The sequence below is a fragment of the Arthrobacter sp. ov407 genome, assembly GCF_900102895.1.
Lineage (GTDB): Bacteria > Actinomycetota > Actinomycetes > Actinomycetales > Micrococcaceae > Arthrobacter.
Genome location: NZ_FNGD01000016.1, coordinates 1 through 26039, shown reverse-complemented (window position 1 = coordinate 26039; position 26039 = coordinate 1). Strand labels below are relative to the sequence as shown.

The window sequence follows — 26039 nt, the reverse complement described above, 5'->3', positions numbered from 1 at the left end:
GCTACCCCGGAATCAGACGTTGCCTGCTGCGCGGGCAGGGCTGAGGTAGAAGGTGAGGCGGAACTTGCCGATCTGGACCTCGTTGCCGGACTTCAGTTCCACGGAGTCCACGCGGTCGTGGTTGACGTAGGTGCCGTTCAGGCTCCCGGTGTCCACTACCTCGAAGCTGCGCGCGGTGCGGCGGAATTCCACGTGCCTGCGGGACACAGTGACGTCGTCAAGGAAGATATCGGCGTCCGGGTGGCGGCCCGCCGTCGTGACGTCCGAGTCCAGCAGGAACCGCGCGCCGGCGTTGGGGCCGCTGTGCGCCACGAGCAGGGCCGATCCGAAGGGAAGGGCCTCGACCGCTGCCCGTTCCTCGGTCGAGAGCTTCGGCGTGAAGTCGGTTTCATCGCGCACCGGAGTGAGGTTGATCGACGTGGTCTCCGAAGCTTTCACTCCACCCGTGCCGTAACCGTCACCGGTGTCGTTCCGTTCGTGCCCAAACATTGAGTCCTCCTCATTCGTTGCAGGTGTCCCCCCTGCAAACAACGCATGCCGTCCGGAAAAGCCTCGCAGTCCCGGTATTGAGGCCTGTCGGCGGGGCGCGGCTTTGTTATTTATCCCAACAACACTCTCCGGCGACCCCGGACCGAACGACCTCTGTCTTTAGCCTACCTGCTGTTCATACTCGGATGCACTGAGGAGGGACTCGACCGCGTCGGCTTCCGCGAGCTTGATTTCGATCAGCCAGCCCTCACCGTACGGATCGGAGTTAATAAGGGCGGAATCAGTGTCCAGGGCCTCGTTGCGGGCCACGACCTCGCCCGTCACGGGGGCGTAAATGTCGCTGACGCTCTTGGTGGATTCGACTTCTCCGACCACGTCGTTGGCCTTGATGGCTGTCCCCACTTCGGGCATCTGGGCGTAAACGACATCCCCGAGGGCGTCCTGGGCAAAATCGGTGATGCCCACGCGCACAATCCCGTCGGTGTTGGGGGCCGAAACCCATTCGTGTTCTGCGGTGTAGGACAGGTCTTCGGGAATGATGCTCATGACGGGCCTTTCATCGGGTCAATCACCTATGCGGCGGCAGTCGTTTGTTCTAGCCGCCGCTGAAAGTATAGGCATACCGGGCAGGGGCCGGGGAGGGATCTGAGAAGATAGTGCGATGGCAGAACATGCGCCGCTGACGGTCAGGAATGTCAACAGCCGGGGCGCCGGGACCCCTCCGGACCGGCCAGGGCTGGGCCATGCCTGAGCTTCCGGAAGTTGCGGCCCTGACGGACTTTCTCAATGAGCACCTGCGCGGAGCAATTGTGACGAAGATCCAACTGGTCTCCTTCGCCGTGCTCAAGACGGCAGACCCTCTCTTCACCGACCTCGAGGGCAGGGCCGTCACCGGGGTGCGCCGGTTCGGCAAGTTCGTCGGCATGGAAGCCGAAGGGCTGCATTTTGTCTTCCACCTGGCGCGGGCCGGCTGGGTCCGCTTCACTGACACCCCCACTGACGCACAGCTGAAAATGGGCAAGGGGCACATCGCGGTGCGGCTGACATTTGCGGGCGCTTCCGGCCCGGTGGGCATGGACCTGACCGAAGCGGGCACGAAAAAGAGCCTGGCGGTCTATGTGGTCCGCGATCCCCGCGACGTTCCCGGCATCGCGGCGCTCGGACCGGATCCGTTCAGTCCAGGCTTCGACGTCGACGCTTTGGCTGGGATCCTCGGTTCCAGCTCCCAGCAGATCAAGGGCGTCCTGAGGAGCCAGAGCATTATCGCCGGGATTGGAAATGCCTACAGCGACGAGATCCTGCACGCCGCCAAGACCTCCCCTTTCGCCCTCGCCAAGTCCTTGGACAGGACGGACGTCCAGCGCCTCTACGACGCCATCCACACCATTCTGGGAACGGCAGTGGAGGAAGCCCAGGGCAAGCCGCCCAACGAACTCAAAGACACCAAGCGAAGCCACATGAGGGTCCACGGCCGCGCCGGCGAAGCGTGTCCGGTGTGTGGCGACACGGTTCGGGAGGTCTCCTTTGCGGACACCGCCCTGCAGTACTGCCCGACGTGCCAGACGAAGGGAAAGATCCTGGCCGACCGCCGGACTTCCCGCTTCCTAAAATAGGCGCTCCCGGAAATAGATGCTTCTTGAAACGGGCGCCGGCGCCTCAATCCCTTGCGCTGGCGCCTCCCAGCGAACACGATACAAGGACACGTTTCAACAGCGCCTGAGGGAGTTGTCTCAAAGATGCGAATGCTGATTATGGGTCCCCCGGGGTGCGGCAAGGGCACCCAGGCCGAACGTTTGTCCCGGCGCCTCGACATCACCGTGGTGTCCACTGGAGAGGTTTTCCGCGACCATGTGAAGAACCTGACGCCGCTGGGCCGGGAAGTCACTGTGCATCTGGACGCGGGCGATTTGGTGCCCGACACGCTGACAAACCGTGTGGTGCGTGACCGTCTGAACCAGAATGACGTCAGGGTCGGGTTCCTCTTGGACGGATATCCCCGAAACACGGCGCAACTGGCTGAACTCGACTTAATCCTTGCCGCCAACGGGCACGAGCTGGACGTTGCAGTCCAACTGACGGTTGACGACGCGGAGCTCGTCCGCCGAATGCTCCACCGCGCCACCATGACCGGACGCAGCGACGATACCGAGGACGTCATCCGGCACCGTTTGGAGCTCTACCGCCACGAGACTGTGCCGGTGGCCACAGCATACTCAGAGCGCGGGATCCTCCTCAGCGTCGAAGGCACGGGCAGCGAGGATGAGATCTTCGGCAGACTGCTTGCGGCACTCCGTGCGTCCTTCCCCGCGGCCATACGTTAAACAGTAAAGGCCGCCGCGATTTCCCGGGAGTTCGAGAAACAGAAAACCCCGCCATTCCCTTATGAGGAATGGCGGGGTTTCTTCTGTTGGTCGGGCTGACAGGATTTGAACCTGCGACCCCTTGACCCCCAGTCAAGTGCGCTACCAAGCTGCGCTACAGCCCGCTGGTTCCACCGTTCTCCGCTGGGAAGTCGTCCCGGATTCTCTCCAGGTTTTCTTCCAAGCAGTCCGGCCGAACCACCTCCAAAAGCTTACACGATTCCGGAGGGTGCCTGTGACAATTTCATGCTGTCACAGCCATGGTGTGTCGGAATTAACGTTTCTTGCCGCGCTTTTCGCGTACACGCATGTTGACCTCGATCGGCGTGCCCTCGAAACCGAAGGTCTCGCGGAGGCGCCGGGTGATGAAGCGGCGGTATCCCGGATCCAGGAATCCGGTGGTGAACAGCACGAACTTCGGCGGCCGGCTCGACGCCTGGGTGCCGAACAGGATGCGGGGCTGCTTGCCGCCGCGGACCGGGTGCGGGTGCGCTGCCACGAGCTCGCCCAGGAACGCGTTGAGGCGTCCGGTGGGGATGCGCTTGTCCCAGTTCTCGAGGGCAATGTCCAGGGCCGGGGTGAGCCGGTCCTTGTGCCAGCCGGTCAAGGCTGAGATGTTCACGCGCGGGGCCCAGGCGACGTGTGCCAGGTCCTGCTCGATTTCGCGTTCCAGGTAGCGGCGGCGTTCGTCGTCGAGGAGGTCCCACTTGTTGAAGGCGAGCACCAGGGCGCGGCCGGATTCGACGGCGAGCTGCAGGATGCGGACGTCCTGCTCGCTGAGGACTTCGTCCACGGCCAGGAGCACGACGGCGACCTCGGCCTTTTCGAGCGCGCTCTGGGTGCGCAGGGAGGCGTAGAAGTCCGCGCCCTGAGCCATGTGCTGGCGGCGCCGGATGCCGGCGGTGTCCACGAAGCGCCACGTGCGTCCGCCGAGTTCGATGAATTCATCGACCGGGTCGCGGGTGGTGCCGGCGGTGTTGTCCACCACCACACGCTCGGAACCGGCCAGCTTGTTCAGCAGCGAGGACTTGCCGACGTTCGGGCGGCCGATCAGCGCCACACGGCGGGGTCCGCCGGAGCGCTCGAGGCCTTCAATCAGGGAGTACTCCGGGAGGGTGTCCATGACGTGATCCAGGAGGTCCGCCACGCCGCGGCCGTGCAGGGCCGAGACGGGGTACGGCTCGCCGAAGCCCAGGCCCCAGAGGGTTGCCGAATCGGCTTCCTGGGCGAAGTCATCGACCTTATTGGCAACCATGATGACCGGCTTCTTCGACTTACGCAGCATCTTCATGACGCCTTCGTCGGTCGCGGTTGCGCCGACGGCGGAGTCGACGACGAACAGGACGGCGTCCGCGAGTTCCACGGCCATCTCGGCCTGCTCCGCCACACGGGCGTGGATGCCGCGGGCATCGTGTTCCCAGCCGCCGGTGTCCACGACCGTGAAGTTGCGGCCGTTCCAGTTCGCCGAGTACATGACGCGGTCGCGGGTGACGCCGGGGGTGTCCTCCACCACTGCCTCGCGGCGGCCCAGGATCCTGTTGACCAGGGTGGACTTGCCCACGTTGGGCCGGCCGATGATGGCCAGGACCGGATCGAGTTTGACCGGACCGTCAAAGTCCTCGTCGTCGAACTGGCCGCTCAGCAGCGCGGCGTCGTCCTCGTCCAGCTCGTAGTCGTCAAGGCCGGCCCGAAGGGAGGCCGCGCGGAGCTCCGCCTCGTCATCGTCCAGGGCGGCAAGGTGTTCAGCCACCTGGTCGGTGCCGGTGGGCGTGTATTCGTCTTCGCCGGCGCCAAAATTGCCGGAGGTTTGAGTCGTATCGCTCATTGCACTTTCCTTAGGTGGTGATCTGCCGGCGTCCCGGCTACTGCTTCATGACGTTCATGCGGTGATTCCGCGTGGGGCAGGGACTGCCCGGTTCTTAGTACTGAGTCCTGGACATGGCGCGCTAGCGCGGCCCGGATTTCGATTCCCGCCCTGTCCATTGAAACACGGCCGGTCTCACCGGGCCTGCGGCTGACGTTGATGGCCCCGCCAAAGCTGACATGCAGCCGCCGGCGGGGCGCGGGAACCGTGTCCAGGTGTTCGCCGCCGATTCTGGTGCCCAAGATAGCCACGGGAACCACTGTGGCGCCGGAGTTGAGTGCCAGCCAGGCGACGCCGTTGTTGATCGCGGCGGCCTCACCGCTCCCCCGGGTGCCTTCGGGCAAAATCCCGACACACCGTCCGGCGCCGAGCAGGCTCCGGGCCGTGGCCAACGCCGCGCGGCCGCCGCGGCGGTCGACGGGCAGCTGGCCCGAGGCCTTGAGCACCCGCCCGAGGAACCCGGTGAACATCTCCTGCTTGACCAGGATGTGCATGGGCCGGGGCGCTGCGCCGAACATGACGGGCCCGTCGAGGAAGCTGATGTGGTTGCCCGCGAATATCACGGGGCCGGCCGCCGGGACGTGGGACCGTCCGGTGACCGACGTGCGGTAGACGAGGTGGTCGAGGATCCAGCCCACGGGACGGCTCCACACCGTGGTCCAGTGGCCGGGCAGGGAGGAGTGCTCTGTGGCCTGTCCTCCGGCGCGCCCCTCAGTCACCGTAAACAACCCGGTGAGGGACGGTTTTCTGCTGTGCGGCGCTCTGCTGGAGCGCTGAGTGGTTAACCACGGTGTCCACGATGTCTAGGGCGGCCTGAACCGTCTCGTCAAAGTCCAGCTCCGAGGAGTCCAGGGTGACAACGCCGTCGGCGGCCGTGGTGAAGTTCACCACGGTGGAGTCCTTGGCATCGCGGTGCGTGACCTGGGCTGCCAGCTGCTCGGAACTCTGGCTCCCGCCCAGCTGGATGCCGCGGCGGCGCAGCCGGGCTTCCTCGCTCGCGGTCAGCAGCATCCGCACCTCGGCATGGGGCGCGACGACGGTGGTGATGTCCCGGCCTTCGACCACCATGCGGCGGTGGTGCTTTTCGATCAGCTCGCGCTGCCGGCGGATCAGTTCCGTACGCGCGCCCAAGGTGGTAGCGACGGCGCTGACCGCCGCGGAAATGGCGGGCTCACGGATGGCAAGAGTGACATCTTGCCCGCCGACGCGGACGTACTCTTCTTGCGGACTCGTGCTGATGTCCAGCGGGAGGGCCTCGGACGCGGACTCGACGGCCGCCCCGTCGTCCAGGTCCGTGCCGTTCTCCAGGCAGAACCAGGTCAGGGCGCGGTACATTGCGCCGGTGTCGAGGTAGGCCAGTTTGAGCCGGCGGGCCACCTCTTTACTGACGCTGGATTTGCCGGAGCCGGAGGGGCCGTCGATGGCGACCACAAGGCTTTTTCCGGGGCGGAGCACGTCCACTGTCTCTATGAGTTCCTGGGTCATTACTGGAGTACCCGCCATCCGCGGTCGTTGAGGGCTTCGATCAAAAGGTCATGCTTGTTGGGCAGGACGGAAATTTCCACCATGCCCACGTTCTGTCCCGACGAGTGGTCGAGGCGGAGATCCTCGACATTGACGCCGATCTCGCCGATCTCGGTCAGGAGTTTGGCGATCTGTCCCGGCGTGTCATCCACCAGGACTGTCAGCCAGGAGTAGGCCTGCGGGGGTCCGCCGTGCTTGCCCGGGATCCGGGACTGGCCGGCGTTGCCTTCACTGATCAGCTGGGCCAGGTCCAGCCGGGCGCCGGGAGCGGTCGGGGCCTCCAGGGTGCCGATCAGCCGGTTGAGGTCCTCGCGGACTCCGTGCAGAATCTCCACCACCTTGTCCGCGTTCGCCCCCAGGATCTGGACCCAGAGCGTGGGATCGCTCGCGGCGATCCGGGTGACGTCCCGCAGCCCGTTCCCGGCCAGGGACAGGGCGTGCAGCGGTGTGCCCTGCAGGCGGCTGGCCACGAGCGAGGACATCACCTGCGGCAGGTGTGAGACGAGCGCCACGGCCTCGTCGTGTTCGTCGGCGGCGAATTCGGACACGACGGCGCCGAGATCGCCGGCCAGCGCACGCGCCACCTGCAGGGACTCCGGCAGAGTCTCTTCCGCCGGGCACACGACCCACGGCATGGACGTGAACAGCTCGCCGCGGGCAGCGACGGGACCGGATTTCTCGCGCCCTGCCATGGGGTGGGTCCCCACGTAGCGGCCCACGTCGGCGCCGCGGCTGCGGAGATCGGCCAGAATGCCTGCCTTCACGCTCGCGATGTCCACCACGACGGCGTGCGGGTAGTCCCGGAGCGCGTCGGCAACGACGTCAGCGGTAACATCCGGTGGCGCAGCCACGACGACGAGCTCCGGCTGGTCCCCGTCGAGGCGCGCCAGCGGCAAGCCGGCGCCGATGTCAACGGCGACAGCCTGGTTGGTCGGCGACGGATCCGAGAGGAACACAGCGACACCACGCCCCCGCAGCCCCAGCCCGATGCTGGTGCCCAGAAGCCCGGAGCCCAAGACGACCACCGGGCCGTTCAGGTGGCCTCGGCCGTGCGTGCGGAAGGCGGACATGCCTACAGCCCCACGGATGCCAGCAGGTGGCCGACTTCCTGCTTGCCGAGGTTGCGGATGCTGCCCTGGCGCTGGTCGCCCAGCCCGATGGGGCCAACCTTGACGCGGACCAGGCGCAGCACGGGGAAGCCGACGGCGTCGAACAAGCGACGGACGATCCGGTTCTTGCCCGAGTGCAGCACGACCTCGATCAGCACGTGGCCGGGGGTCGAGTCGACGAGCTTGAAGGAGTCAACCGAGGCGATACCGTCCTCGAGCTCGACACCGCCCTTAAGTTCGGCACCCACGCCCTGCGGGAACGGCCCACGGACCTGCACGAGGTAGGTCTTGGGCACTTCATAGGACGGATGCGTCAGGCGGTTTGCGAGCTCGCCGTCGTTCGTCAGGAGCAGCAGCCCTTCCGTGGCGACGTCGAGCCGACCCACGTGGAACAGGCGTTCGCCGTGGTGGTTGCGGACAAAGTCGCTGATGCACGGGCGGCCGTCCGGGTCCTCCATGGTGGAGACAACGCCCTTGGGCTTATTGAAGACCATGTAGACCATGTTCTCGTCCAGCTGGATGCGCAGTCCGTCGACGTGGATCACTGCCGTCTTCGGGTCGACGCGCACGCCGAGTTCGGTCACCACCTGGCCGTCGACCTCGACGCGGCCTTCGGCGATCATTTCCTCGCAGACCCGCCGTGAGGCGACTCCGGCCGAGGCCATAACCTTCTGGAGGCGGGTGCCGTCGGCGTCGTGCAGCTCAGACTGCGGCACCTCGCGGCGCGGTCCGCGGTTGCGGGCGGGCTTGCGCACCGGCCCGAGGTTCTGGCCGAAGCGTTCGCTGCCGAAGGCGCGGGGGCCGGCGAACTTGGCGGCGCCGGTGCGCGGCTTGGGCTTGAGGGCACCGGGAGTGCCGGGGGCCTTGCCGAAGCCGGGCTTGCGGGCCGCCGCCTTGCGGGCTGCTTCCTTGCCGGAAGGCGCCTTGGACTTCCAGTCAGCGGAAGCCGGGCGGGCAGCCGACGGCGCGCCGTCGGGACCCTGCAGATCCGGATCGATGAAGGCCTCTTCGCGAGGCTTGGGGTGCTTGAAGGGGCGGTCTCCGCCGCCCTTGGAGAAGTCACGGCCTCCCTTGCCGCCGGCAGCGCGCGGGCCGCCGCCCTGGACCGGACCGCGTGCGGTCTTACCCTGACCTGCCCTGCTCTGTCCGGCACTGCCTTGTCCGGCACTATTGCGTCCCGAACTGTTACGTGGTGAACCCTGGCGTCCCGCCTGTGTCATGACCCGTCCTTACGTTGGTGGCCTGCGGCCGCTGTCTCCCGACAACACCCGCCGGCCGGGCAAATTGTTCTGCCCGGTGGATACTCTTGCGCAGACGTTGTGCCTGCACAAGATACTGCTTACATTCTTCCTGCGTCGTAGTATTCCTCGATGCCTTCCAGACCCGGAAGGTGGGGGGAAAGCTGCGGCAGTTCAGCCACGGAGCCGATTCCCATCCGCTCAAGGAAATACGATGTCGTGCGGTACAGGATTGCTCCGGATTCGGGATCGGTTCCCGAGTCCTCGATCAGCCCCCGCTGCGTCAGCGTCCGCACCACAGAGTCAACGTTGACTCCTCGAATTGCAGACACCCGCGCCCTTGATACGGGCTGGCGGTAAGCGATGACGGCGAGCGTTTCGAGCGCCGCCTGCGTCAGCCTGGCTGTCTGTCCTTCCAGCACGAATCCGCCAACGATCTCGGCGAACTCCGCGCGGGAATAGATCCGCCAGCCTCCGGCGATATTCCGCAATTCAAAACCCCGGGGGGCGGGAGTGTTGCCGTCATTGTTCCTGCGATGGCTGGCAACGTCCGCATCCGGGGCATTAACAGTATAGCCGTTATACTCCCGCTGCAGTTCAGCCAGGAGGGACTCGACGACGTCGACCGTCAGGTCCAGTCCGGCGGCGAGGGCCGTGGCTGTGGCCGGTTCGTCGATCACCATCAGGACGGCTTCGAGGGCCGCGCGGGCCCCACCGGGCAGGTTCGCGACGTCCGGCCGCGTGTCAGGCTCGGTGTCCGGCACAGTGTCTGGCAATCTTTCGTTCACGGCTGGTCCTCGTATTCTTCACTCAGGTTTTCGCTGCTCCACCCGTCGGTATCGGCCGTCCAGTGCACGGTCAGGTCGCCCAGCGGCAGCAGCTGGTCAAAGCCCACCGCGCGGTCGCGGAACAGCTCCAGCAGCGCCAGGAACCGCGCCACCACCACCAGGGTGGATTCGGCGTCGGCGATCAGCGCCCGGAACGTCAACGGCGTGCCCAGCCGCAACCGGTTCCCCAGAAGCTCGGCCTGTTCCTTGACACTCACGGGCGTACCGTGCAGGTGCGCGAGGCCTACTTCCGTGGGGGCTGCCTCCTTTGGCTTGAGGGCCGCCTCGGCCAGGGAAGCGAACTGCTCCGGGGTGTGCCGCCACAGAAGTTCCGGCAGGAGGGCAGCGAAGTGTCCCTCCAGGGCAACCTGCCGGGGATGCCGCCGGGCTTCGAGCTCAAGCGTGGAGCCGATCATGCCCGCGACGTGCTTGAAGGCCTTGTACTGCAACAACCGGGCGAACAGGAGGTCCCGGGCTTCCAGCAGGGCAATGTCCTCATCGTCCTCAACCTCGCCTGCGGGCAGCAGCCGGGCCGCTTTGAGGTCCAGGAGCGTGGCCGCAATCACCAGGAATTCGCTGGCCTCATCCAGCGCCCACTCCTCCCCCAGCTGCTGCAGGCCCCTGATGTATTTGATGAATTCGTCCGTGACCGTCGACAGCGCCACCTCGGTGATGTCCAGCTGATGCTTGGAGATCAGGCCGAGCAGGAGATCGAACGGGCCGGTGAAGTTGGCGAGCCGCACTTCGAATCCGGGCTTCTTCCCGGCCGGGCCTGCCGTCACGTCCGGCTCTGCCGTCACGTCCGGCTCTGCCGGGGCGTCCGGCAATGCCGGGGCGTCCGGGGCTGCGGACTGCGCGGAATCCGCGCGTGTGTCGAGCTCCGCGGGCATGTCGAGCTCCGCTGGCGGAGAGGAGGCGCCTGCCACGATCCTGGTTAGGGCGCGCCGCCGCGCGAGATCAGCTCTTTGGCCAGGCGGCGGTAGGCGTCGGCACCGACGTGGTTGCCCGCGTAGGTTGTGATGGGCTCGGCCGCGACCGTGGCGTCGGCAAACTTGATGGAGCGCTTGATGACGGTTTCGAAGACCTTGTCGCCGAAGGCCTCCACCAGCCGGGCGATAACCTCGCGACCGTGAAGGGTCCGCGCGTCGTACATCGTGGCGAGCACGCCGTCGACCTGCAGGCGCGGATTGAGGCGGTCCTGGACCTTGTCGATGGTTTCCACGAGCAGCGCCACGGCGCGCAGGGCGAAGAATTCACAGATCAGCGGGATGATGACGCCGTGGGCGGCAGTCAGCGCGTTGACGGTGAGGAGGCCGAGTGAGGGCTGGCAGTCAATCAGGACGACGTCGTAGTCGTCCTCGACCTTTTTCAGCGCCCGGTCCAGGACCTGCTCGCGGGCCACTTCGTTGACCAGCTGCACCTCGGCGGCGGAGAGGTCGATATTGGCCGGGAGCAGATCTACGTTTTCCACGCCGGTCTTCTGAATGGCGTCGCGGATGTCCACCTTGCGGTCCATCAGCACGTTGTACACGGTGAGGTCGAGCTCGTGCGGGTTCGTGCCCAGGCCGGCGGACAGGGCGCCCTGCGGATCGAAGTCGACCAGGAGCACGCGGCGGCCGTATTCGGCCAAGGCTGCGGCGAGGTTGATGGTGGACGTGGTTTTGCCCACCCCGCCCTTCTGGTTCACCATGGCGATGACCCGCGCAGGACCGTGGGAAGACAGCGGTGCGGGCTCCGGAAAGTCGCGATGGGGCCGCCCGGTGGGGCCCATGACGGCGTCTTCCAGATCGAGTTCGGTGCCTTCCAGAGTTGCTGAACCCTGTTCGCTGCTCACGTATCTATCCACACTTTCGATGACGGTGATTGTCGTGCTTCATATTGCGCCTCTGGGCTCCCAGAGCCCAGCGCGTTCCTCCCAAGGTTACAGCGCCCGACACGGTATTCGCCGGACCTTGACAACCGCCGTCATCTGAGCCTTTACCTTCGAGTAGAAGTCGAAGGTTCATGCATGTAGTGGAACGGGTGTCGCAGACCGGGGCGTCGGCGGGCCCTGGCCGGTCCGGCAGAAAACTGCCCGGACGCTGGCGGGCGTCCGGGCAGTTTTCCGTGGTTATCGGCTCAGGCGGGGTCGGTTCTACGCGTAGGCGGGGACCGGCTGCGCCGGTTCTTCGATGGCGTCCTGCACACCGGTGTGGCCGGCGAGCATGGTCTCTTCGTCGAACGGCTCGGCACCGGCGAGGACACGGTCCACGCGTCCGCCGTCGATCTCCTTGACCCAGGTGCCGATCAGCACCGTGGCGACGGCGTTGCCGGTGAAGTTGGTCAGGGCCCGGGCCTCGGACATGAACCGGTCGATGCCGACGATCATGCCCACGCCGCCCAGCAGCTGCGGTGCATGCGCCTGGAGTCCGGCGGCCAGGGTGGCCAGGCCGGCGCCGGTGACGCCGGCGGCACCCTTGGAGGCGATGATCATGAAGATCAGCAGGGAAATCTGGGCGCCGAGGTCCAGCGGGGTGCCCATGGCGTTGGCGACAAAGAGCGCGGCCATGGTCAGGTAGATGGCGGTGCCGTCAAGGTTGAAGGAGTAGCCGGTGGGGACGGTGACACCGACGACCGGCTTGGACACGCCGAGGTGTTCCATCTTCGCGATCAGGCGGGGCAGCGCGGCTTCGGAGGAGGAGGTGGAGAAGATCAGCAGATATTCGCGGCCCAGGTACTTCATGAGCTTGAAGATGCTGACGCCTGCGACCGCCTTGAGCAGGCCGCCGAGGATCACGACGATGAACAGCGCGCAGGTGATGTAGAAGGCGCCCATCAGGGTCGCCATGCTGATGATGGCCTGGAAGCCGGTGGCACCGACAACTGCGGCGATCGCACCGAAGGCTCCGACCGGGGCCAGCCACATGATCATGATGAGGATGCGGAACACCAGGGCCTGTCCGTAGCCGACGGCCTTGAGGATCGGGGCTCCCTGCGGGCCCATCTTCTGCAGGGCGAAGCCGACCAGGATCGCGGCGAGGAGCGTCGGCAACACCGGCATGTCGCCCGGGATGATGCCAAGCAGGAAGTCAACGGTGCTGTCGACCGCCGCCTTCTTGTTCGGATCATAGGGGGCGAGCTTGAGGCCCTCGCCCGGGTGGATCAGGTTGCCCACCACGAGGCCGATCGCCAGGGCGAAGGTGGACATGACGACGAAGTAGCCGAGCGCCAGGCCGCCGACCTTGCCGACTGTGGCGGCCTTGGCGATGGATCCGATGCCCAGCACGATCGTGCAGAAGATCACGGGCGCGATCATCATCTTGATGAGCTTGATGAAGCCGTCGCCCAGCGGCTTGAGGGACTTGCCGACCTCGGGGAACAACAGCCCGACAACGGCACCCGCAATCACGGCGACGATGACTGCGATGTAAAGGTAGTGGGACTTGTCCAGCCCCTTGCGCTTTTTGGCCGGCGTCGCCGTTCCTGCTGACTCTCCTCGTTGAGAGGCCATGGTGTTCTCCTTGGATAGGCTGGACTTGGTGCGGTCCAGGCTGTGGTCCGCTCACGTCCGTTCTTGTGTGTAACCCCATCATTGATGACGAGGTGACGCGCATCACTGTTGCGTTCATATTGGTCATGGAAGGTGTTGATGATCCAGCGTTGGAGCATCGCCCGCAGGCTGTTTGTGGCCCAGTTGCTGTTCGTGGTGGCCCTGACGGCCATCGTCGGCACGGCCGCGTTCGTCGACGCGCGGGACCACGCCTATGAGGAGGCCGGACGCCGGATGGCCGGCATCGCCACGACGGTGGCCGACGCCCCCTTCGTCCTGCAGGCGGCGAGCGCCGCCGACCCGTCAGCTCTGCTCCAGCCGTATGCCCTGAAGATCATGAAGGATGCCGACGCGGATTTCGTCACGATCATGGCCCCGGACCGCACGCGGTGGACCCATCCACGGGATGAGGAACTGGGCAAACCGTATATCGGTTCCATTGACGCGGCCCTCAACGGCCAGGTGTTGACGGAGGTCACGGCCGGCACGCTCGGCCCGTCCGTTCGCACCATCGCCCCGGTCAAGGATGCCGACGGCAAGGTGCGGGCGCTCGTAGCCGCGGGCGTGACGGTCCGGACGGTGGATGTGGCAGTCTCCGGCAGGCTCCCGGCGGTGCTGGCCATCGCCCTGGCGCTGCTGGTAGGCGGTTCGGTGGCATCTTGGCTCCTGGGGCGATACCTGCGCCGGGTGACCGGCGGCTGGGGTCCGGAGCAGCTGGGCCAGCTCTTCGCGTACTACGAATCGGTGCTTCACTCGGTGCGTGAGGGCGTGATTCTGATCGACACCAAGGGCAAAGTGGTGATGTACAACGACCAAGCCGCCGAACTGCTGGGGTTGCCGAAGCAGTCAAGCGACGGCGTTCCCGCTGAAGGTATGGGCGCTGCCGGCGCCGACGCTGCCGGGGCTGCGGGAGGCGGCCGCCAGACGGCGCCATCCCTCGCGGACTTGCCGCTTGCACCCAGCCTCAAGGAACTCTTCGAATCCGGGCGGACCGCCCTCGATGAGATCCATCTGACCGAGTCCCGGGTCCTGGTGGTCAACCAGGGCCCTGCGGTGGGCCCTGCATCCGCCGCAGGACGCCAGCGGGGAGCGGCTTCCGGGGCGCATGTGTACGGCACTCCTGTCTATGGCACGGTGGCCACCATCCGTGACCGCACCGAAATCGAATCCCTCGGCAGCGAACTGGAAACCATGCGCACGCTTTCCGACGCCCTTCGTGCCCAGACCCACGAGCATGCCAACCGCCTCCACACGATCGTCTCGCTCATGGAACTGGGGCGGGCGCCCGAGGCGCTGGACTTCGCCACGAAGGACATGGAACTGAGCCAGCGCCTGACGGATGACCTTGTGAGTTCCATCGAGGAACCCGTGCTCGGCGCCCTGATCATGGGCAAGGCAGCCGAGGCGCATGAGCGCGGCGTCGAACTGATCCTGAACACTTCCGGCTCCACGGCCGTGACTGGACTGGCTGTGCAGGACCTCGTGGCCATCCTTGGAAACTTGCTGGACAACGCCATCGACGCCGCGGCCGAGGCGCCGGCGCCCCGGCTCGTGGAGCTGACCGTCGAGACCACCGGGTCCGCCCTGGAGATCACGGTGGAGGACAGCGGCCCCGGGATCGACCCCTCGGCCGTGGACGACGTCTTCCGGCACGGCTTCAGCACCAAGGCGTCGGGACCGTTCGGACGGGGCCTTGGCCTGGCCCTGGTCCGCCAGGCCGTGCAGCGGCTGGGCGGTACCATGACAATCACCAGTCCGGCCGGGGCGCTGTTCCGCGTCACGCTGCCGGTCACAACAGAGGGACAGCCATGAGCGAGATCCGGGTGCTCGTCGTCGAAGACGAGCCCATCGCCGCCGCGGCGCACGCCGCCTATATCGAAAGGCTGGACGGTTTCACCCTGGCGGGCTCCGCGCCGGACGGGCAGTCCGCCCTGCGCCTGCTCACGGATTTCGCAGCGGCGGGCAATCCGGTGGAACTGGTACTGCTGGACATGAACCTCCCGGACCTGCACGGACTCGACATCGCACGCCGGATGCGGGCGGCCGGGCTCTTCGCGGACATCATCGCCATCACCGCCGTGCGAGAACTGAATATTGTGCGCAGCGCGGTGGCCACCGGCGTGGTCCAGTACCTGATCAAGCCGTTCACTTACGCAACGTTTGCGGACAAACTCGCCAGCTACCGGCAGTTCCGCGAGCAGCTGGCTCCGCCCCAGGCCGGCGTGGCCGGGGCCCGGGCGTCGCAAAGCGATGTGGACCAGGCCTTCGCCAGCCTGCGTGCCCCGTCCGAAGTGTCGCTGCCCAAGGGCCTGGCCGTGTCCACACTCGAATCAGTCCAGGACTACATCAAAGAGCAGGACGGGGCGGTCTCGGCCAGCGAGGTCATGGAGGCGCTCGGCATGTCCCGGGTCACCGCCCGGCGCTACCTCGAATACCTCGCCGACGCCGGAACGGTCTCCCGCGCCGCACGCTACGGCGCCCCCGGCCGGCCGGAGAACGAATACCGCTGGAACCGGCCGCGGCCCTAACCGCGCAGCGCCGTCAGGCTGACCCGGTCACTCCGGATTGGCGGGGCGCAGGGATTCGAGCAGCCGGTCGATCACGCCGGCGTCCTCGATTGTGGACGGCACCACGTAGTTCTCGCCGTCGGCAATCTGGCGCATGGTCTTGCGCAGGATCTTTCCAGAACGGGTCTTGGGCAGGGCCTCCACGACGGTGACGTGCTTGAAGTCCGCCACGGCCCCGATGTCGCGCCGGACCAGGGCGATCAAATCCTTGGCCAGAATGTCCTCCTCAACGTCCACACCGGATTTGAGGACCACGTAGCCGCTGGGACGCTGGCCCTTGAGCGGGTCGGCGAGGCCGATCACCGCGCATTCGGCGACCGCCGGGTGTTGGCCGATCACCTGTTCCATGGCGCCGGTGGAGAGCCGGTGTCCGGCGACGTTGATGATGTCGTCGGTTCGGCCCATGACAAAGACATAGCCGTCCTCGTCCCGGTAGCCGGAGTCGCCAGTGGCGTAGTAGCCATCGAACGCCTGCAGGTAGGAGGAAATGTAGCGTTGGTCGTTGCGCCAGAGCGTGGTCAGGGTGCCGGGCGGCAGCGGCAGGCCAAGGACGATGTTCCCTTCCGTGCCGGCCTCGACGTCCCCGCCCGCGCCGTCGACGATGTTGAGCCGGAAGCCGGGCATCGGGACGCTCGGCGAGCCGGCCTTGATCGGCAGCCCGTCGAGGCCGCGGGGGTTGGCGCAGATGGCCCAGCCCGTCTCGGTCTGCCACCAGTGATCGACCACCGGAACGCCGAGGACCCGGGAAGCCCAGTGGAAAGTGTCGGTGTCCAGCCGCTCGCCGGCCGCGAACAGGGTCCGCAGGCTGGAAATGTCGTATTTTTCGAGCATGTGCGCCTCAGGGTCGGCTTTGCGGATGGCGCGCAGCGCGGTGGGCGCGGTGAACAGCACGTTGACCTTGTGGTCCTGGATGACCCGCCAGAACGCACCGGCGTCGGGCGTCCCCACCGGCTTACCTTCGTACAGCACCGTGGTAGCGCCGGCAAGCAGCGGCCCGTACACAATGTAGGAGTGGCCCACCACCCAGCCGACGTCCGAGGCGGTCCACATGACGTCCCCGGGGCCGACGTCGTAGATGTTTTCCATGGTCCACTTCAGGGCTACGGCATGGCCGCCGTTGTCCCGCACCACGCCCTTCGGCGCCCCGGTGGTGCCCGAGGTGTAGAGGATGTACAGCGGATCCGTGGCCGCGACATCCACCGGCGCGGCAGGCGCGGCGGAGGCCATCTCGGCGTCCCAGTCGAGCCACCCGGGCTGTTCGGCCGCCATGGAGGCCACCGTCGAGGCGAAGCCTTCCCTGGCCTTGACCAGCACTGGGGTGTCCGGGGCGCCGGCGATGCCGAGAGCCTCGGCGACGGCGGGCAGGTATTCAATACGGCGCGACGGCTCGATGCCGCCGGACGCCGTCACCACCGCGGCAGGCGCGGCGTCGCGGATGCGGGCGGCAAGTTCCTTGGGGGCGAACCCGCCGAACACGACCGAGTGCACGGCGCCGAGCCGCGCGGTGGCCAGCATCGCGATCGCAGCCTCCGGGATCATCGGCATGTAGATCACCACGCGGTCGCCCTTGCCGACGCCGCTCCGGCGCAGGACACCGGCGAACCGGGCCACGAGGTCCGTCAGCTCCGCATACGTGTAGCTCTGCCGGATGCCCAACATCGCGGAGTCGTAGACCAGGGCGTCCTGGGCACCCCTGCCCTGGGCGACGTGCCGGTCGAGGGCGTTGTAGGACGTGTTCAGAACACCGTCCGGAAACCAGTCGTAGAGCGGCGCCCGGCTTGGATCGAGGGCCTGCCGCGGTGGCGTCTGCCAGGAGATCCCGCCCGCGGCCTCCAGCCAGAACTCTGCGGGATGGTCCAGGCTCCGCTGGTAGGCGGCCTGGTAGCTCTTGGTGACCATGACGTACATCCTGTCCACGACGTTGTGTTGCAGCCCATGGTAGACCGGGGCGGACCGGCGATACAAGGGTCTCTGTATACACAGCTGGCCCATTTCCCTACTGTGGGCGCCAATTGCTGGGCAAAGCTCTCCTGCGTGTATACACTGTTGATGTTCCACCCTTACAGAGCCACCACCGAAGGAGGCAGGATGCGCGCCAGCGACAAGGCCTACGCGGCCCTGCGCGACGACATCATCGAATGGCGCCTCCTGCCCGGAACCGTGCTGGCGGAGGTGGAACAGTCTGGGCGTCTCGGCATCTCCCGCACCCCGCTGCGTGAGGCCCTGAGCCGGCTCACCGCCGAAGGCCTGACGACGACGGCGGGCGGCCGCGGCGTCGTCGTGACCGACATTTCCCTGGACGACATCGATGAACTGTTCGAACTGCGCGAGACCCTCGAGGGCAGGGCCGCCGCCCTGGCCGCCGAGCGCGGAGACCCCGCGACGTTCGAACAGCTCCGGCGCGAACTGCTCCAGGCCCCGGAACTGATCGGCGGGCAGGATCCGGCCCTGCACGACTACTACGGGCTGGTCGGACGGCTGGACGCGGCCATTGACGCCGCAATCTCCAACGCCTATCTCGTCCAGGCCATGCGCAGCCTCCGCGTCCACCTCGTGCGCGTCCGGCGCCTGGCCGCCGACGACGCCGCACGGCTCACCGCCGCCGCCGCCGAGCACGCCGCCATCGCCGAGGCGATCGCCGCCGGCAACCCGCGGCTGGCCGAGGCCGCCACCACGCTTCACCTGCACCGCAGTCTTTCGCACGTCAAAGCCACCCATACACCTCAGCAAAAGGAGCACCATGGTTAAGGAACACCACGTCCGCGTTTACAAGAGCGAGGAAAACCTGGGCCGCGAGGACCAGCTCGCCTACAAGATCGCCAAGGTCGCCGCGGATCCCGTGGATGTCACCGATGAGGTCACCGATATGGTGATCAACCGGATCATCGACAACGCCTCGGTGGCGATCGCGTCCCTGAACCGTGCCCCGATCGTCGCTGCCCGGGCCCAGGCCCTCACCCACGGCCCCAGCACCGGCGGCAAGGGCTCCAAGGTCTTCGGCATCGAGGAACGCGTCTCCCCCGAATGGGCTGCTTGGGCCAACGGCGTCGCGGTCCGCGAACTCGACTACCACGACACCTTCCTGGCCGCGGACTACTCGCACCCGGGCGACAACATCCCGCCGATCCTGGCCGTCGCCCAGCACGTCGGTTCCAGCGGCAAGGACCTGATCCGCGGCATTGCCACCGGCTACGAGATCCAGGTCAGCCTGGTCAAGGCCATCTGCCTGCACAAGCACAAGATCGACCACGTGGCGCACCTCGGCCCCTCCGCCGCCGCCGGCATCGGCACCCTGCTGGGACTCGACGTCGAGACCATCTTCCAGTCTGTCGGCCAGGGCCTGCACACCACCACCGCTACCCGGCAGTCCCGCAAGGGCGAAATCTCCACGTGGAAGGCCCACGCCCCCGCGTTCGCCGGCAAGATGGCCGTCGAATCCGCGGACCGCGCGATGCGCGGCCAGACCTCCCCGGTGCCGATCTACGAAGGTGAAGACGGCGTGATCGCCTGGATGCTGGACGGCCCGGACGCCTCCTACACCGTGCCGCTGCCCGAAGCCGGCGAGGCCAAGCGGGCCATCATGGACACGTACACCAAGGAACACTCGGCCGAATACCAGGCCCAGGCGTGGATCGACCTCGCCCGCAAACTCCACGGCGAACACCCCGAGGTCACCGACCCGGCCAACGTCGCTTCCGTGCTGATCAAGACCAGCCACCACACCCACTACGTGATCGGCTCCGGCGCCAACGACCCGCAGAAGTACGATCCCACGGCCAGCCGCGAGACGCTGGACCACTCGATCCCGTACATTTTCACCGTCGCCCTGCAGGACGGCACCTGGCACCACGTGGACTCCTACGCCCCGGAACGCGCCGCCCGCCCCGACACCGTGGAACTCTGGCACAAGGTCACCACGGTCGAGGACCCGGAATGGACCCGGCGCTACCACTCCCTGGACATCGCCGAGAAGGCCTTCGGCGGCACCGTGGAGATTACGCTCAAGGACGGCACCGTCATCACCGATGACATTGCGGTCGCCGATGCCCACCCGCTGGGCGCCCGCCCGTTCGCGCGGGAGCAGTACGTCAACAAGTTCCGCACCCTCGCCGCCGGCCTGGTGGCCGACGAGGAGATCGAGCGCTTCCTCTCCGCTGCCTCCCGGCTCCCCCAGCTCGCCGCCGGCGAGCTGGACCAGCTGAACATCCGGGCGGCCGACGGCGTGATCGACCTCGCCGCCGCACCGAAGGGACTCTTCTAATGCTGTATTCGAAAGTCACGCCGGAGCAGAAGCGGATCCGGTTCCGCGAACTCCTCGCGTCCGGCACCATCGCCCAGTTCCCCGGCGCGTTCAACCCGCTCTCGGCGCGGCTGATCGAGGAGAAGGGCTTCGCCGGGGTATACATTTCCGGTGCCGTCCTCGCCAATGACCTCGGCCTGCCAGACATCGGGCTGACCACCCTCACCGAGGTGGCCACCCGCGCCGGGCAGATCGCCCGGATGACGGACCTGCCGGCAATCGTCGACGCCGACACCGGCTTCGGCGAGCCCATGAACGTGGCTCGTTCGGTCCAGGAGCTTGAGAACGCCGGCCTGGCCGGCTGCCACATCGAGGACCAGTTCAACCCCAAGCGCTGCGGCCACCTCGACGGCAAGAACGTCGTGGACCTGGACACCGCCACGAAGCGGATCCGGGCCGCGGCCGACGCCCGGCGTGACCCGAACTTCCTGATCATGGCCCGGACCGACATCCGCGCCACCGATGGGCTACAGGCCACGCAGGAGCGCGCCAGGGCCCTGGTCGAGGCCGGTGCGGACGCGATTTTCCCCGAGGCGATGAAGGACCTGGCTGAGTTTCAGGCCATCCGCGACGCCGTCGACGTGCCGATCCTGGCCAACATGACCGAATTCGGCCAAAGTGCCCTGTACACCGTGGAGGAGCTGGCCGGTGTCGGCGTCAATATGGTGATTTATCCGGTGACGCTGCTCCGTAGTGCCATGGGCGCTGCGGAGCGTACTCTGGAATCGATTAAGGCCGACGGAACCCAGGAGGCACAGGTTGGAAGCATGCTGACCCGTGCGCGTTTGTACGATCTCGTTGATTACGAGGCTTACAACCGTTTCGATACCGGAGTTTTTAATTTCCAGATCCCCGGTAAGTAAGCCCCGCACAGAACCTCCGGCACGTGCCGGTATACAAGCGTTAGGAACAAAGGAGTTTCAGCATGGCTGAACAGGACATCAAAAAGGGCCTCGCCGGCGTCGTGGTGGACTACACCGCGGTTTCCAAGGTCAACCCGGACACCAACTCGCTGCTGTACCGCGGCTACCCCGTGCAGGAACTGGCTGCCAAGTGCAGTTTCGAGGAAGTCGCGTACCTGCTCTGGAACGGCGAGCTGCCCAGCGCGGAGCAACTGGCGGAGTTCACCGCCCGGGAACGCACGGGGCGCGCCCTGGATCCGGTTGTCAAGCAAGTGATCGATGCGCTGCCCACCACCGCGCACCCCATGGATGTCTGCCGAACTGCCACGTCGGTTATGGGGGCCCGGCACCCGTTGGCGGAGGATTCCTCGCGCGAAGCCAACCTGGTCAAGGCCGTTGACCTGTTCGCCGCGATGCCCGCCGTCGTGGCCTACGACCAGCGCCGCCGTCACGGCCTGGACCTCGTGGAGCCCCGCGACGACCTGGGCTACGACGCCAACTTCCTCTGGATGACCTTCGGCGAGGAGGCCGTCCCCGAGGTGGTTGACGCGTTCAACGTGTCCATGATTTTGTACGCCGAGCACTCGTTCAATGCCTCCACCTTCACGGCCCGGGTGATCACCTCCACGCTCTCGGACCTGCACTCGGCCGTGACCGGCGCCATCGGCGCCCTCAAAGGCTCGCTGCACGGCGGTGCCAATGAGGCCGTCATGCACACCTTTGACGAGATCGGGATTCGGCCGGAGGAGTCACTGGAGGACGCTCACGTCCGGGCCAAGGCCTGGATGGAAAACGCCCTGGCACACAAGAAGAAGGTCATGGGCTTCGGCCACCGCGTCTACAAGCACGGCGACTCCCGCGTCCCCACCATGAAGTCTGCGCTGGATAAGATGATCGCGCACTACGGCCGGCCCGAGCTGCTGGGCCTCTACAACGGGCTCGAGACGGCGATGGACGAGGCGAAGGGGATCAAACCGAACCTCGACTATCCGACCGGACCCACGTACCACCTCATGGGCTTCGACACCGCCACCTTCACTCCCCTGTTCGTCGCCAGCCGCATCACCGGCTGGACGGCGCACGTCATGGAGCAGCTGGATTCGAACTCCCTGATCCGTCCCTTGAGCGAGTACAACGGCGTCGACGAACGGCACCTGGCGTAGCAGTTGCCAGCAAAAAAGCACGGGCCGTCCACCACTTGAAGGTGGACGGCCCGCGCTTTTTGTTGCTAGTCCTGCATCTGCAGGCTGACGATCATGGTCTTGAGCTTCTTGTACTCCGGGGTCCGCATGTAGTCCTTGGCTTCGGCCAGCGAGTTGAAGACGGGGTCATCATGCCTCTGGCTTTGGGAGGTCCGGTCGGCGAAGGACAGCGTGCCCTTGGGCGCACCGGACACGAAGGAGAACATCATGCAGCTGTCCTTCAGTTGTCCGCTCACGTTGTCGACCAGGCCAACCTGGTAGTCGAAGGCGCCGCCGTCTGCCCGCAGATCCAGGACGCGGTAGGAAAACCGCACGCCCCTTGCCTTGGCCCACGGCGTATCCAGGGCCGGCGCTGTGTCGAGTTCCGTCATCTTGTAGGGACCCGGACCGCAGGCGCCGCCAACTCCGCCGGTGGCGCCGTTGTAAAGCTCGGCCACCTGCATCCTGGCTTCGTTGAAGACGATGATTTTGGCACCCGGATACTCGGCGGACCCGCCCTTCATTTCCTCTACCGTCCAGCGGTCGGGCAAGTTGAACGAGACCCCGGCCGAGGCGCTAACGTATCGCCCGTTTTCGACTCCGCTGACCGCCCCGTCCGTTGCGGGGGCCGTTGTTGCCGACGGCGTCACAGCCACCGGCGTCGCGGTGGTGGGCGACGGCGTCGTCGTAACGGCAGCGGATGCTGTCGGTGCGGTCACCGCGGCCGTCGAAGCCGTCGAGGCCGCAACGGGGGCCGGCTTCGCGGTGCCCATGTTGCCGGCCACGGCGATGCCGCCACCGACAGCCGCCAGTGCGAGGGCAACGACCGCGGCCGCCCATGGCCAGCGCCGACGTGCCCGGGTGTCCTGGGACGGTTCGTCGTCGTAAGGATCCGTGCCCGGAAGGTCGTGATGGTTCGATTTCATGCCGTGCCCCCAAAATAGCCGGTGTGCCGCTCGCCGGTGTGCGATGAAAGTGCGTGGATCGCCGCGGCGCAATGTTCGCCCCTCAGGCTACCGGCCAGGCCGCGGCATTCCCGGCACTCCCGGCATCACGATTCAGTCACGGAATTCTGCGGAGCGGAAACCCAATGCTCACCTCCGCGGTGAGGGATACCGGACCGACGCAACGGTCTCGTTGTCGTCGTTGAGGACCACGACAACGTCGATCGTTTCCCCTGCCAGCGCCGGGGGCAGCCAATGCCCCGCATCCTGCCACATCCGTTCCAGCGGCAACGTCGCGGTATCGAACCACTCGGGCGTGATTTCCGGGCTCTCGACGGGTTCGCCGTCCCACCGCCGGGTGGTGAAGAGCCGGCACGACATGTTCCACTCGGCCCGGGCGGGAAAGATGAACTCGACGACGCCGGCATGGGCCAAGTCCTCTTGGAGCACCACGATGCCGGTCTCTTCCCAGACCTCGCGGACCACTGCCTCGGCGTCGCTCTCCCCCGGCTCGACGTGGCCGCCGATGCCCACGATCTTGCCGATGCCGAATCCGGTCCTTTTCAGGCCCAGCAGCACCTCGGTGCCGGTCTCTGCGTCACGGATTGGGAAGCAGAGCGTGACTGGCGTGAGCTTCATGTGCTCAACCCTATAGCGGCCGCAGGCTGCCGACGCTATCCGGCTGCCGGACCATCGCCTACAAGCTCCGGCCGCAGTTCGACGGGAATCCCCTTGTCCGCGAATTCCTTGTCCATGGCCTGCTGGGCAGTGAGTCCCTGATTGTTCGTCGCCTGGAACTCCCAGTTGAAGACGCTGGCCCACTCCTGCCGGACATCGCAGAGGAAACGGCCGTTCTGCAGCCTGGCAATCTTGTACCAGGCATTGCCGCCGTCTAGCTGGAGTGCCCGGACGCCTGCATCGGAAATCGAGTAGGCGAGCCATCCATCGGCACAGCCCAACACTTTGTAATAGTGCCGTTCAGCGGCGGGTACCGCCTTGATAGCCCGAACCTGGTCGTTGCGTTGTTGGTCGATGTTCGCCATGGTGCAGTCTACGCCGCGGGTGCTCAAGGCAGCGGCGGCGGTACTCGCTTTTGCGGGAGGGGCGGTGGGAGCGGCAGTGGATGGGCGTGGGGAATCCGGCGAGGGGCTGGCGGAGACAGTCGGCGTCGGGATACCCGTCTGGGCCGGTCCGGGCGCCGGCTGCGGCATCAAGTGGCCGCCAACAACCACTGCGCCAACCACAGCGGCAGCGGCCAGTACAGTCGCGGCCGTAGCCCGCACGGCATTGCGTCGTGCCGGAGTGCGCCCTGCCAAACGAACAAGGTTCGGATCCGTGGAAAAGGCAATCGAGCGGGCAGAGTCGCCTTCCGGCGCTGCCTCTGGCGCTCCCACCCGAGGTTTTGCATCCTTCATGAGCTGTTCGATGCGGTCCATGGCTAGTCCTTCCGTTCGGTCATGAGATGTGCCGGGGCGGCTTTCGCGAATGCCCGGCGTGCCCGGTGCAGCCGGACCGCCGCGGCGGAAGAAGAACATCCCAAAGTCTGGGCCAGTTCAGCGGTGGTCAGCTCGTCCCAGTAGCTGAGCATGAGGACCTCGCGGTCCCGCTCCCTGAGCCGCGCCAGGACGTCCGCCACGGCGGCCCGTTCTTCATCGTTTGACTCGGGGACTTGGCTACGGACATCATCTTTCAGCCGTTCGACAAGTTCCTGGCGGCGACGGCGGCCTTTGTACTCATTGCCCAGCACGTTCCGGGCGGTCGCCAACAGCCACCCAATGCCGGGCGGTTCCGCCAGTTCTTTCTCCCAGGCAATTCTGAAGACGTCCGCAGCCAGTTCCTCGGCGCGGTGCCGGTCGCTGATTCGGCAGGCAATATAGCGGTATACCCGCGTGGAGTGCTGAGTGTGCAGATCAATGAACGCTTGCTCTTTGGCAGCCAACATGGTGCTTCCCCCGGACAACGATGACTTCTTCTTGATCCCTTAGTGTCCTGTGAACGGTACTTTCTTACACGGGCCATGAAAGAAAGTGCACAACCGTGATTTCCATGCGTCGCTGCGTCCAGCGGGGTTAAAACGCCCCCTTCGCCACTAGTACTTGCGGCGGTCCCGGTAGTGCTGGAGGACCCTGAGGAATTCGTCGGCTGAGAGCCCTTCGAGGGTTAATCCGAAAACGCCCCCGCGTCCTTCGAAGAGCTTCGCGACAAGTTCCCGGTCGGATGGCGATTCGGTGAGGAGCCAGCGGACGAAATAAGGAGTCAGGTGCTGAAGATGCCTGCATCGTTCATGCATCTCATCCCCGGCGCTGTAGCCGGTGCCGATCACCAGACCGCTCTGCCGACTGCGCTGGACCGAACGGAGAGCCGCCCCGATGAGCAGGACATCCTCGACCGTCGGCAGTGAATACTTCTCAGCGGCCAGATCGGCAAGGCCGACGTGTTCGGTCAGTTCAAGGGCCACGTATGCGTCCAGAATGATCTCAAAATTGGCTGGCCTAAACGCCAGGAAATCCCGGATGAAGCGTTCACCGGAAAATTCGGTCTGGAAGCGGCGTACGAACCCCTCAGTGGCACCATGCTGATATGTGGGGCTCGGTTTTGGCTTGCCGTCGTGGCGACTGATCCTCATCGCTGCGGCGAATGGCCCGTCGGACTGCAGGTCCTGATCGAAGTCCATCAGCGTTTCCGTTGAGAACGTGCCGAAAAATTTGAGGCCTTCCGCTATTTTGGCCCGCTCATGGGCACGTTCCCTATCCCTTATTCTCGCCGTATGCAGCGCGGATTCACGGCGCCACTCTTGCGTCAAACCGATAGCCTGAAGTCTTTCCTCGGAAACAGCGGCCGACCGCTCGGCCGCCAGTCGGTCTGCGGCCTCCACTTTCAGCCGGTGGTCCTCCCACGCGCGTTCAGCCAACTCCGCCAGGATCCGCATCCGCTCCCCATTAAGCTTCCCCATGCAGCTGATTCTAAAGGCAGGTTTCGCCGAAATGGACACGACCGCCCGCAGCGAGGATTCTGGCAGGATGTCGTGATGTCCTTCAGGCTGCTACGCGTTCCATCAGGCGCACTGGAGCTGGAAGCATTCGGGCAACGGGTCATCGAACGACGCTTCCCAGCCCGGATCGTCCATCTCTGCCGCGGGGATTTCGTGCCAGCCCAAGAATTGGTGCCAGTCCGGGAAAGGGTCCGGCGGCAGCTCCAGGTCGGG

General features: G+C 66.1%; 25 protein-coding genes and 1 tRNA gene. 8 read left to right on the top strand and 18 right to left on the bottom strand.

All coding sequences use genetic code 11. The features are described 5' to 3' along the window. Positions 1–12: 12 nt before the first annotated feature. Together BLS42_RS17720 and gcvH are read right to left on the bottom strand one after the other, a co-directional pair. Complete coding sequence (locus BLS42_RS17720) at positions 13–489, bottom strand: FHA domain-containing protein (RefSeq protein WP_090583546.1); 477 nt, start codon at positions 487–489, stop codon at positions 13–15. Positions 490–648: 159 nt separating this feature from the next. Further along, positions 649–1035, bottom strand: a complete 387-nt coding sequence (gene gcvH, locus BLS42_RS17715) for a glycine cleavage system protein GcvH (RefSeq protein WP_090583545.1) — start codon at positions 1033–1035, stop codon at positions 649–651. Positions 1036–1232: 197 nt separating this feature from the next. Between gcvH and BLS42_RS17710 the strand changes: the two genes are divergently transcribed. Beyond that, on the top strand, positions 1233–2102 hold the full coding sequence (locus BLS42_RS17710; RefSeq protein ID WP_090583636.1) for an Fpg/Nei family DNA glycosylase: 870 nt from the start codon (positions 1233–1235) through the stop codon (positions 2100–2102). A gap of 123 nt (positions 2103–2225) precedes the next feature. Continuing rightward, positions 2226–2810 (top strand): adenylate kinase, encoded by a 585-nt coding sequence (locus BLS42_RS17705; protein WP_256336547.1) that lies wholly within the window; start codon positions 2226–2228, stop codon positions 2808–2810. Positions 2811–2897: 87 nt separating this feature from the next. Here the strand turns inward: BLS42_RS17705 and BLS42_RS17700 are convergent. The 10 genes from BLS42_RS17700 to BLS42_RS17655 all read right to left on the bottom strand — a co-directional run bounded on the left by BLS42_RS17700 (position 2898) and on the right by BLS42_RS17655 (position 12901). Beyond that, positions 2898–2974, bottom strand: a tRNA-Pro gene (locus BLS42_RS17700). 149 nt (positions 2975–3123) lie between these two features. Further along, positions 3124–4674 (bottom strand): ribosome biogenesis GTPase Der, encoded by a 1551-nt coding sequence (gene der, locus BLS42_RS17695; protein ID WP_090583543.1) that lies wholly within the window; start codon positions 4672–4674, stop codon positions 3124–3126. Beyond that, entirely contained in the window at positions 4671–5351 is a 681-nt protein-coding gene (locus tag BLS42_RS17690) for a lysophospholipid acyltransferase family protein (protein ID WP_090583635.1), read from the bottom strand. Before BLS42_RS17690 ends, der begins: the two co-directional genes overlap by 4 nt. 73 nt (positions 5352–5424) lie before the next feature. Then, the gene (gene cmk / locus BLS42_RS17685) at positions 5425–6198 is read right to left on the bottom strand and encodes a (d)CMP kinase (RefSeq protein WP_256336546.1); all 774 of its coding nucleotides are present in this window, start codon (positions 6196–6198) and stop codon (positions 5425–5427) included. Next, complete coding sequence (locus tag BLS42_RS17680; protein WP_090583542.1) at positions 6198–7307, bottom strand: prephenate dehydrogenase; 1110 nt, start codon at positions 7305–7307, stop codon at positions 6198–6200. Before BLS42_RS17680 ends, cmk begins: the two co-directional genes overlap by 1 nt. Positions 7308–7309: 2 nt before the next feature. Beyond that, positions 7310–8566 (bottom strand): pseudouridine synthase, encoded by a 1257-nt coding sequence (locus BLS42_RS17675; protein ID WP_090583541.1) that lies wholly within the window; start codon positions 8564–8566, stop codon positions 7310–7312. Positions 8567–8685: 119 nt separating this feature from the next. Continuing rightward, positions 8686–9267: an SMC-Scp complex subunit ScpB gene (locus BLS42_RS17670; protein ID WP_371129614.1), complete on the bottom strand. Its 582-nt coding sequence runs from the start codon at positions 9265–9267 to the stop codon at positions 8686–8688. Positions 9268–9368: 101 nt separating this feature from the next. Continuing rightward, positions 9369–10301, bottom strand: coding sequence for a segregation and condensation protein A (locus tag BLS42_RS17665; RefSeq protein WP_256336545.1), 933 nt, complete (start codon positions 10299–10301; stop codon positions 9369–9371). 44 nt (positions 10302–10345) lie between these two features. Then, a complete protein-coding gene (locus BLS42_RS17660; protein ID WP_090583539.1) occupies positions 10346–11245 on the bottom strand; it encodes a ParA family protein in 900 nt (299 codons plus the stop codon). 300 nt (positions 11246–11545) lie between these two features. Then, positions 11546–12901, bottom strand: a complete 1356-nt coding sequence (locus BLS42_RS17655) for a cation:dicarboxylate symporter family transporter (protein ID WP_090583538.1) — start codon at positions 12899–12901, stop codon at positions 11546–11548. 138 nt (positions 12902–13039) lie between these two features. Here BLS42_RS17655 and BLS42_RS17650 point away from each other — a divergent pair, with 138 nt between their 5' ends. Beyond that, positions 13040–14752, top strand: a complete 1713-nt coding sequence (locus tag BLS42_RS17650) for a sensor histidine kinase (protein ID WP_090583537.1) — start codon at positions 13040–13042, stop codon at positions 14750–14752. Continuing rightward, entirely contained in the window at positions 14749–15468 is a 720-nt protein-coding gene (locus tag BLS42_RS17645; protein ID WP_090583536.1) for a response regulator, read from the top strand. The genes BLS42_RS17650 and BLS42_RS17645 overlap by 4 nt, the downstream gene beginning before the upstream one ends. Positions 15469–15495: 27 nt before the next feature. On the opposite strand, the gene BLS42_RS17640 is transcribed toward BLS42_RS17645, so the two are convergent. Beyond that, a complete protein-coding gene (locus tag BLS42_RS17640) occupies positions 15496–17406 on the bottom strand; it encodes an AMP-binding protein (RefSeq protein ID WP_090583534.1) in 1911 nt (636 codons plus the stop codon). Between the two features lie 189 nt (positions 17407–17595). Here BLS42_RS17640 and BLS42_RS17635 point away from each other — a divergent pair, with 189 nt between their 5' ends. The 4 genes from BLS42_RS17635 to BLS42_RS17620 all read left to right on the top strand — a co-directional run bounded on the left by BLS42_RS17635 (position 17596) and on the right by BLS42_RS17620 (position 21872). Beyond that, the gene (locus tag BLS42_RS17635) at positions 17596–18255 is read left to right on the top strand and encodes a GntR family transcriptional regulator (protein WP_090583532.1); all 660 of its coding nucleotides are present in this window, start codon (positions 17596–17598) and stop codon (positions 18253–18255) included. Further along, a complete protein-coding gene (locus BLS42_RS17630) occupies positions 18248–19768 on the top strand; it encodes an MmgE/PrpD family protein (RefSeq protein ID WP_090583530.1) in 1521 nt (506 codons plus the stop codon). The genes BLS42_RS17635 and BLS42_RS17630 overlap by 8 nt, the downstream gene beginning before the upstream one ends. Further along, the gene (prpB, locus tag BLS42_RS17625) at positions 19768–20670 is read left to right on the top strand and encodes a methylisocitrate lyase (RefSeq protein ID WP_090583528.1); all 903 of its coding nucleotides are present in this window, start codon (positions 19768–19770) and stop codon (positions 20668–20670) included. The genes BLS42_RS17630 and prpB overlap by 1 nt, the downstream gene beginning before the upstream one ends. Positions 20671–20732: 62 nt before the next feature. Further along, entirely contained in the window at positions 20733–21872 is a 1140-nt protein-coding gene (locus BLS42_RS17620; protein WP_090583526.1) for a bifunctional 2-methylcitrate synthase/citrate synthase, read from the top strand. Positions 21873–21937: 65 nt separating this feature from the next. On the opposite strand, the gene BLS42_RS17615 is transcribed toward BLS42_RS17620, so the two are convergent. From BLS42_RS17615 to BLS42_RS17595, 5 genes are all read right to left on the bottom strand, one after another. Next, complete coding sequence (locus BLS42_RS17615) at positions 21938–22816, bottom strand: hypothetical protein (protein ID WP_090583524.1); 879 nt, start codon at positions 22814–22816, stop codon at positions 21938–21940. Between the two features lie 168 nt (positions 22817–22984). Beyond that, positions 22985–23473, bottom strand: a complete 489-nt coding sequence (locus tag BLS42_RS17610) for an 8-oxo-dGTP diphosphatase (RefSeq protein WP_090583522.1) — start codon at positions 23471–23473, stop codon at positions 22985–22987. A 35-nt stretch (positions 23474–23508) separates the two neighbouring features. Next, positions 23509–23877 (bottom strand): hypothetical protein, encoded by a 369-nt coding sequence (locus tag BLS42_RS17605; protein WP_090583520.1) that lies wholly within the window; start codon positions 23875–23877, stop codon positions 23509–23511. Between the two features lie 395 nt (positions 23878–24272). Continuing rightward, on the bottom strand, positions 24273–24776 hold the full coding sequence (locus BLS42_RS17600) for an RNA polymerase sigma factor (protein ID WP_176803513.1): 504 nt from the start codon (positions 24774–24776) through the stop codon (positions 24273–24275). Between the two features lie 147 nt (positions 24777–24923). Beyond that, positions 24924–25787 (bottom strand): hypothetical protein, encoded by an 864-nt coding sequence (locus BLS42_RS17595; protein WP_090583516.1) that lies wholly within the window; start codon positions 25785–25787, stop codon positions 24924–24926. Positions 25788–26039: the final 252 nt, after the last annotated feature.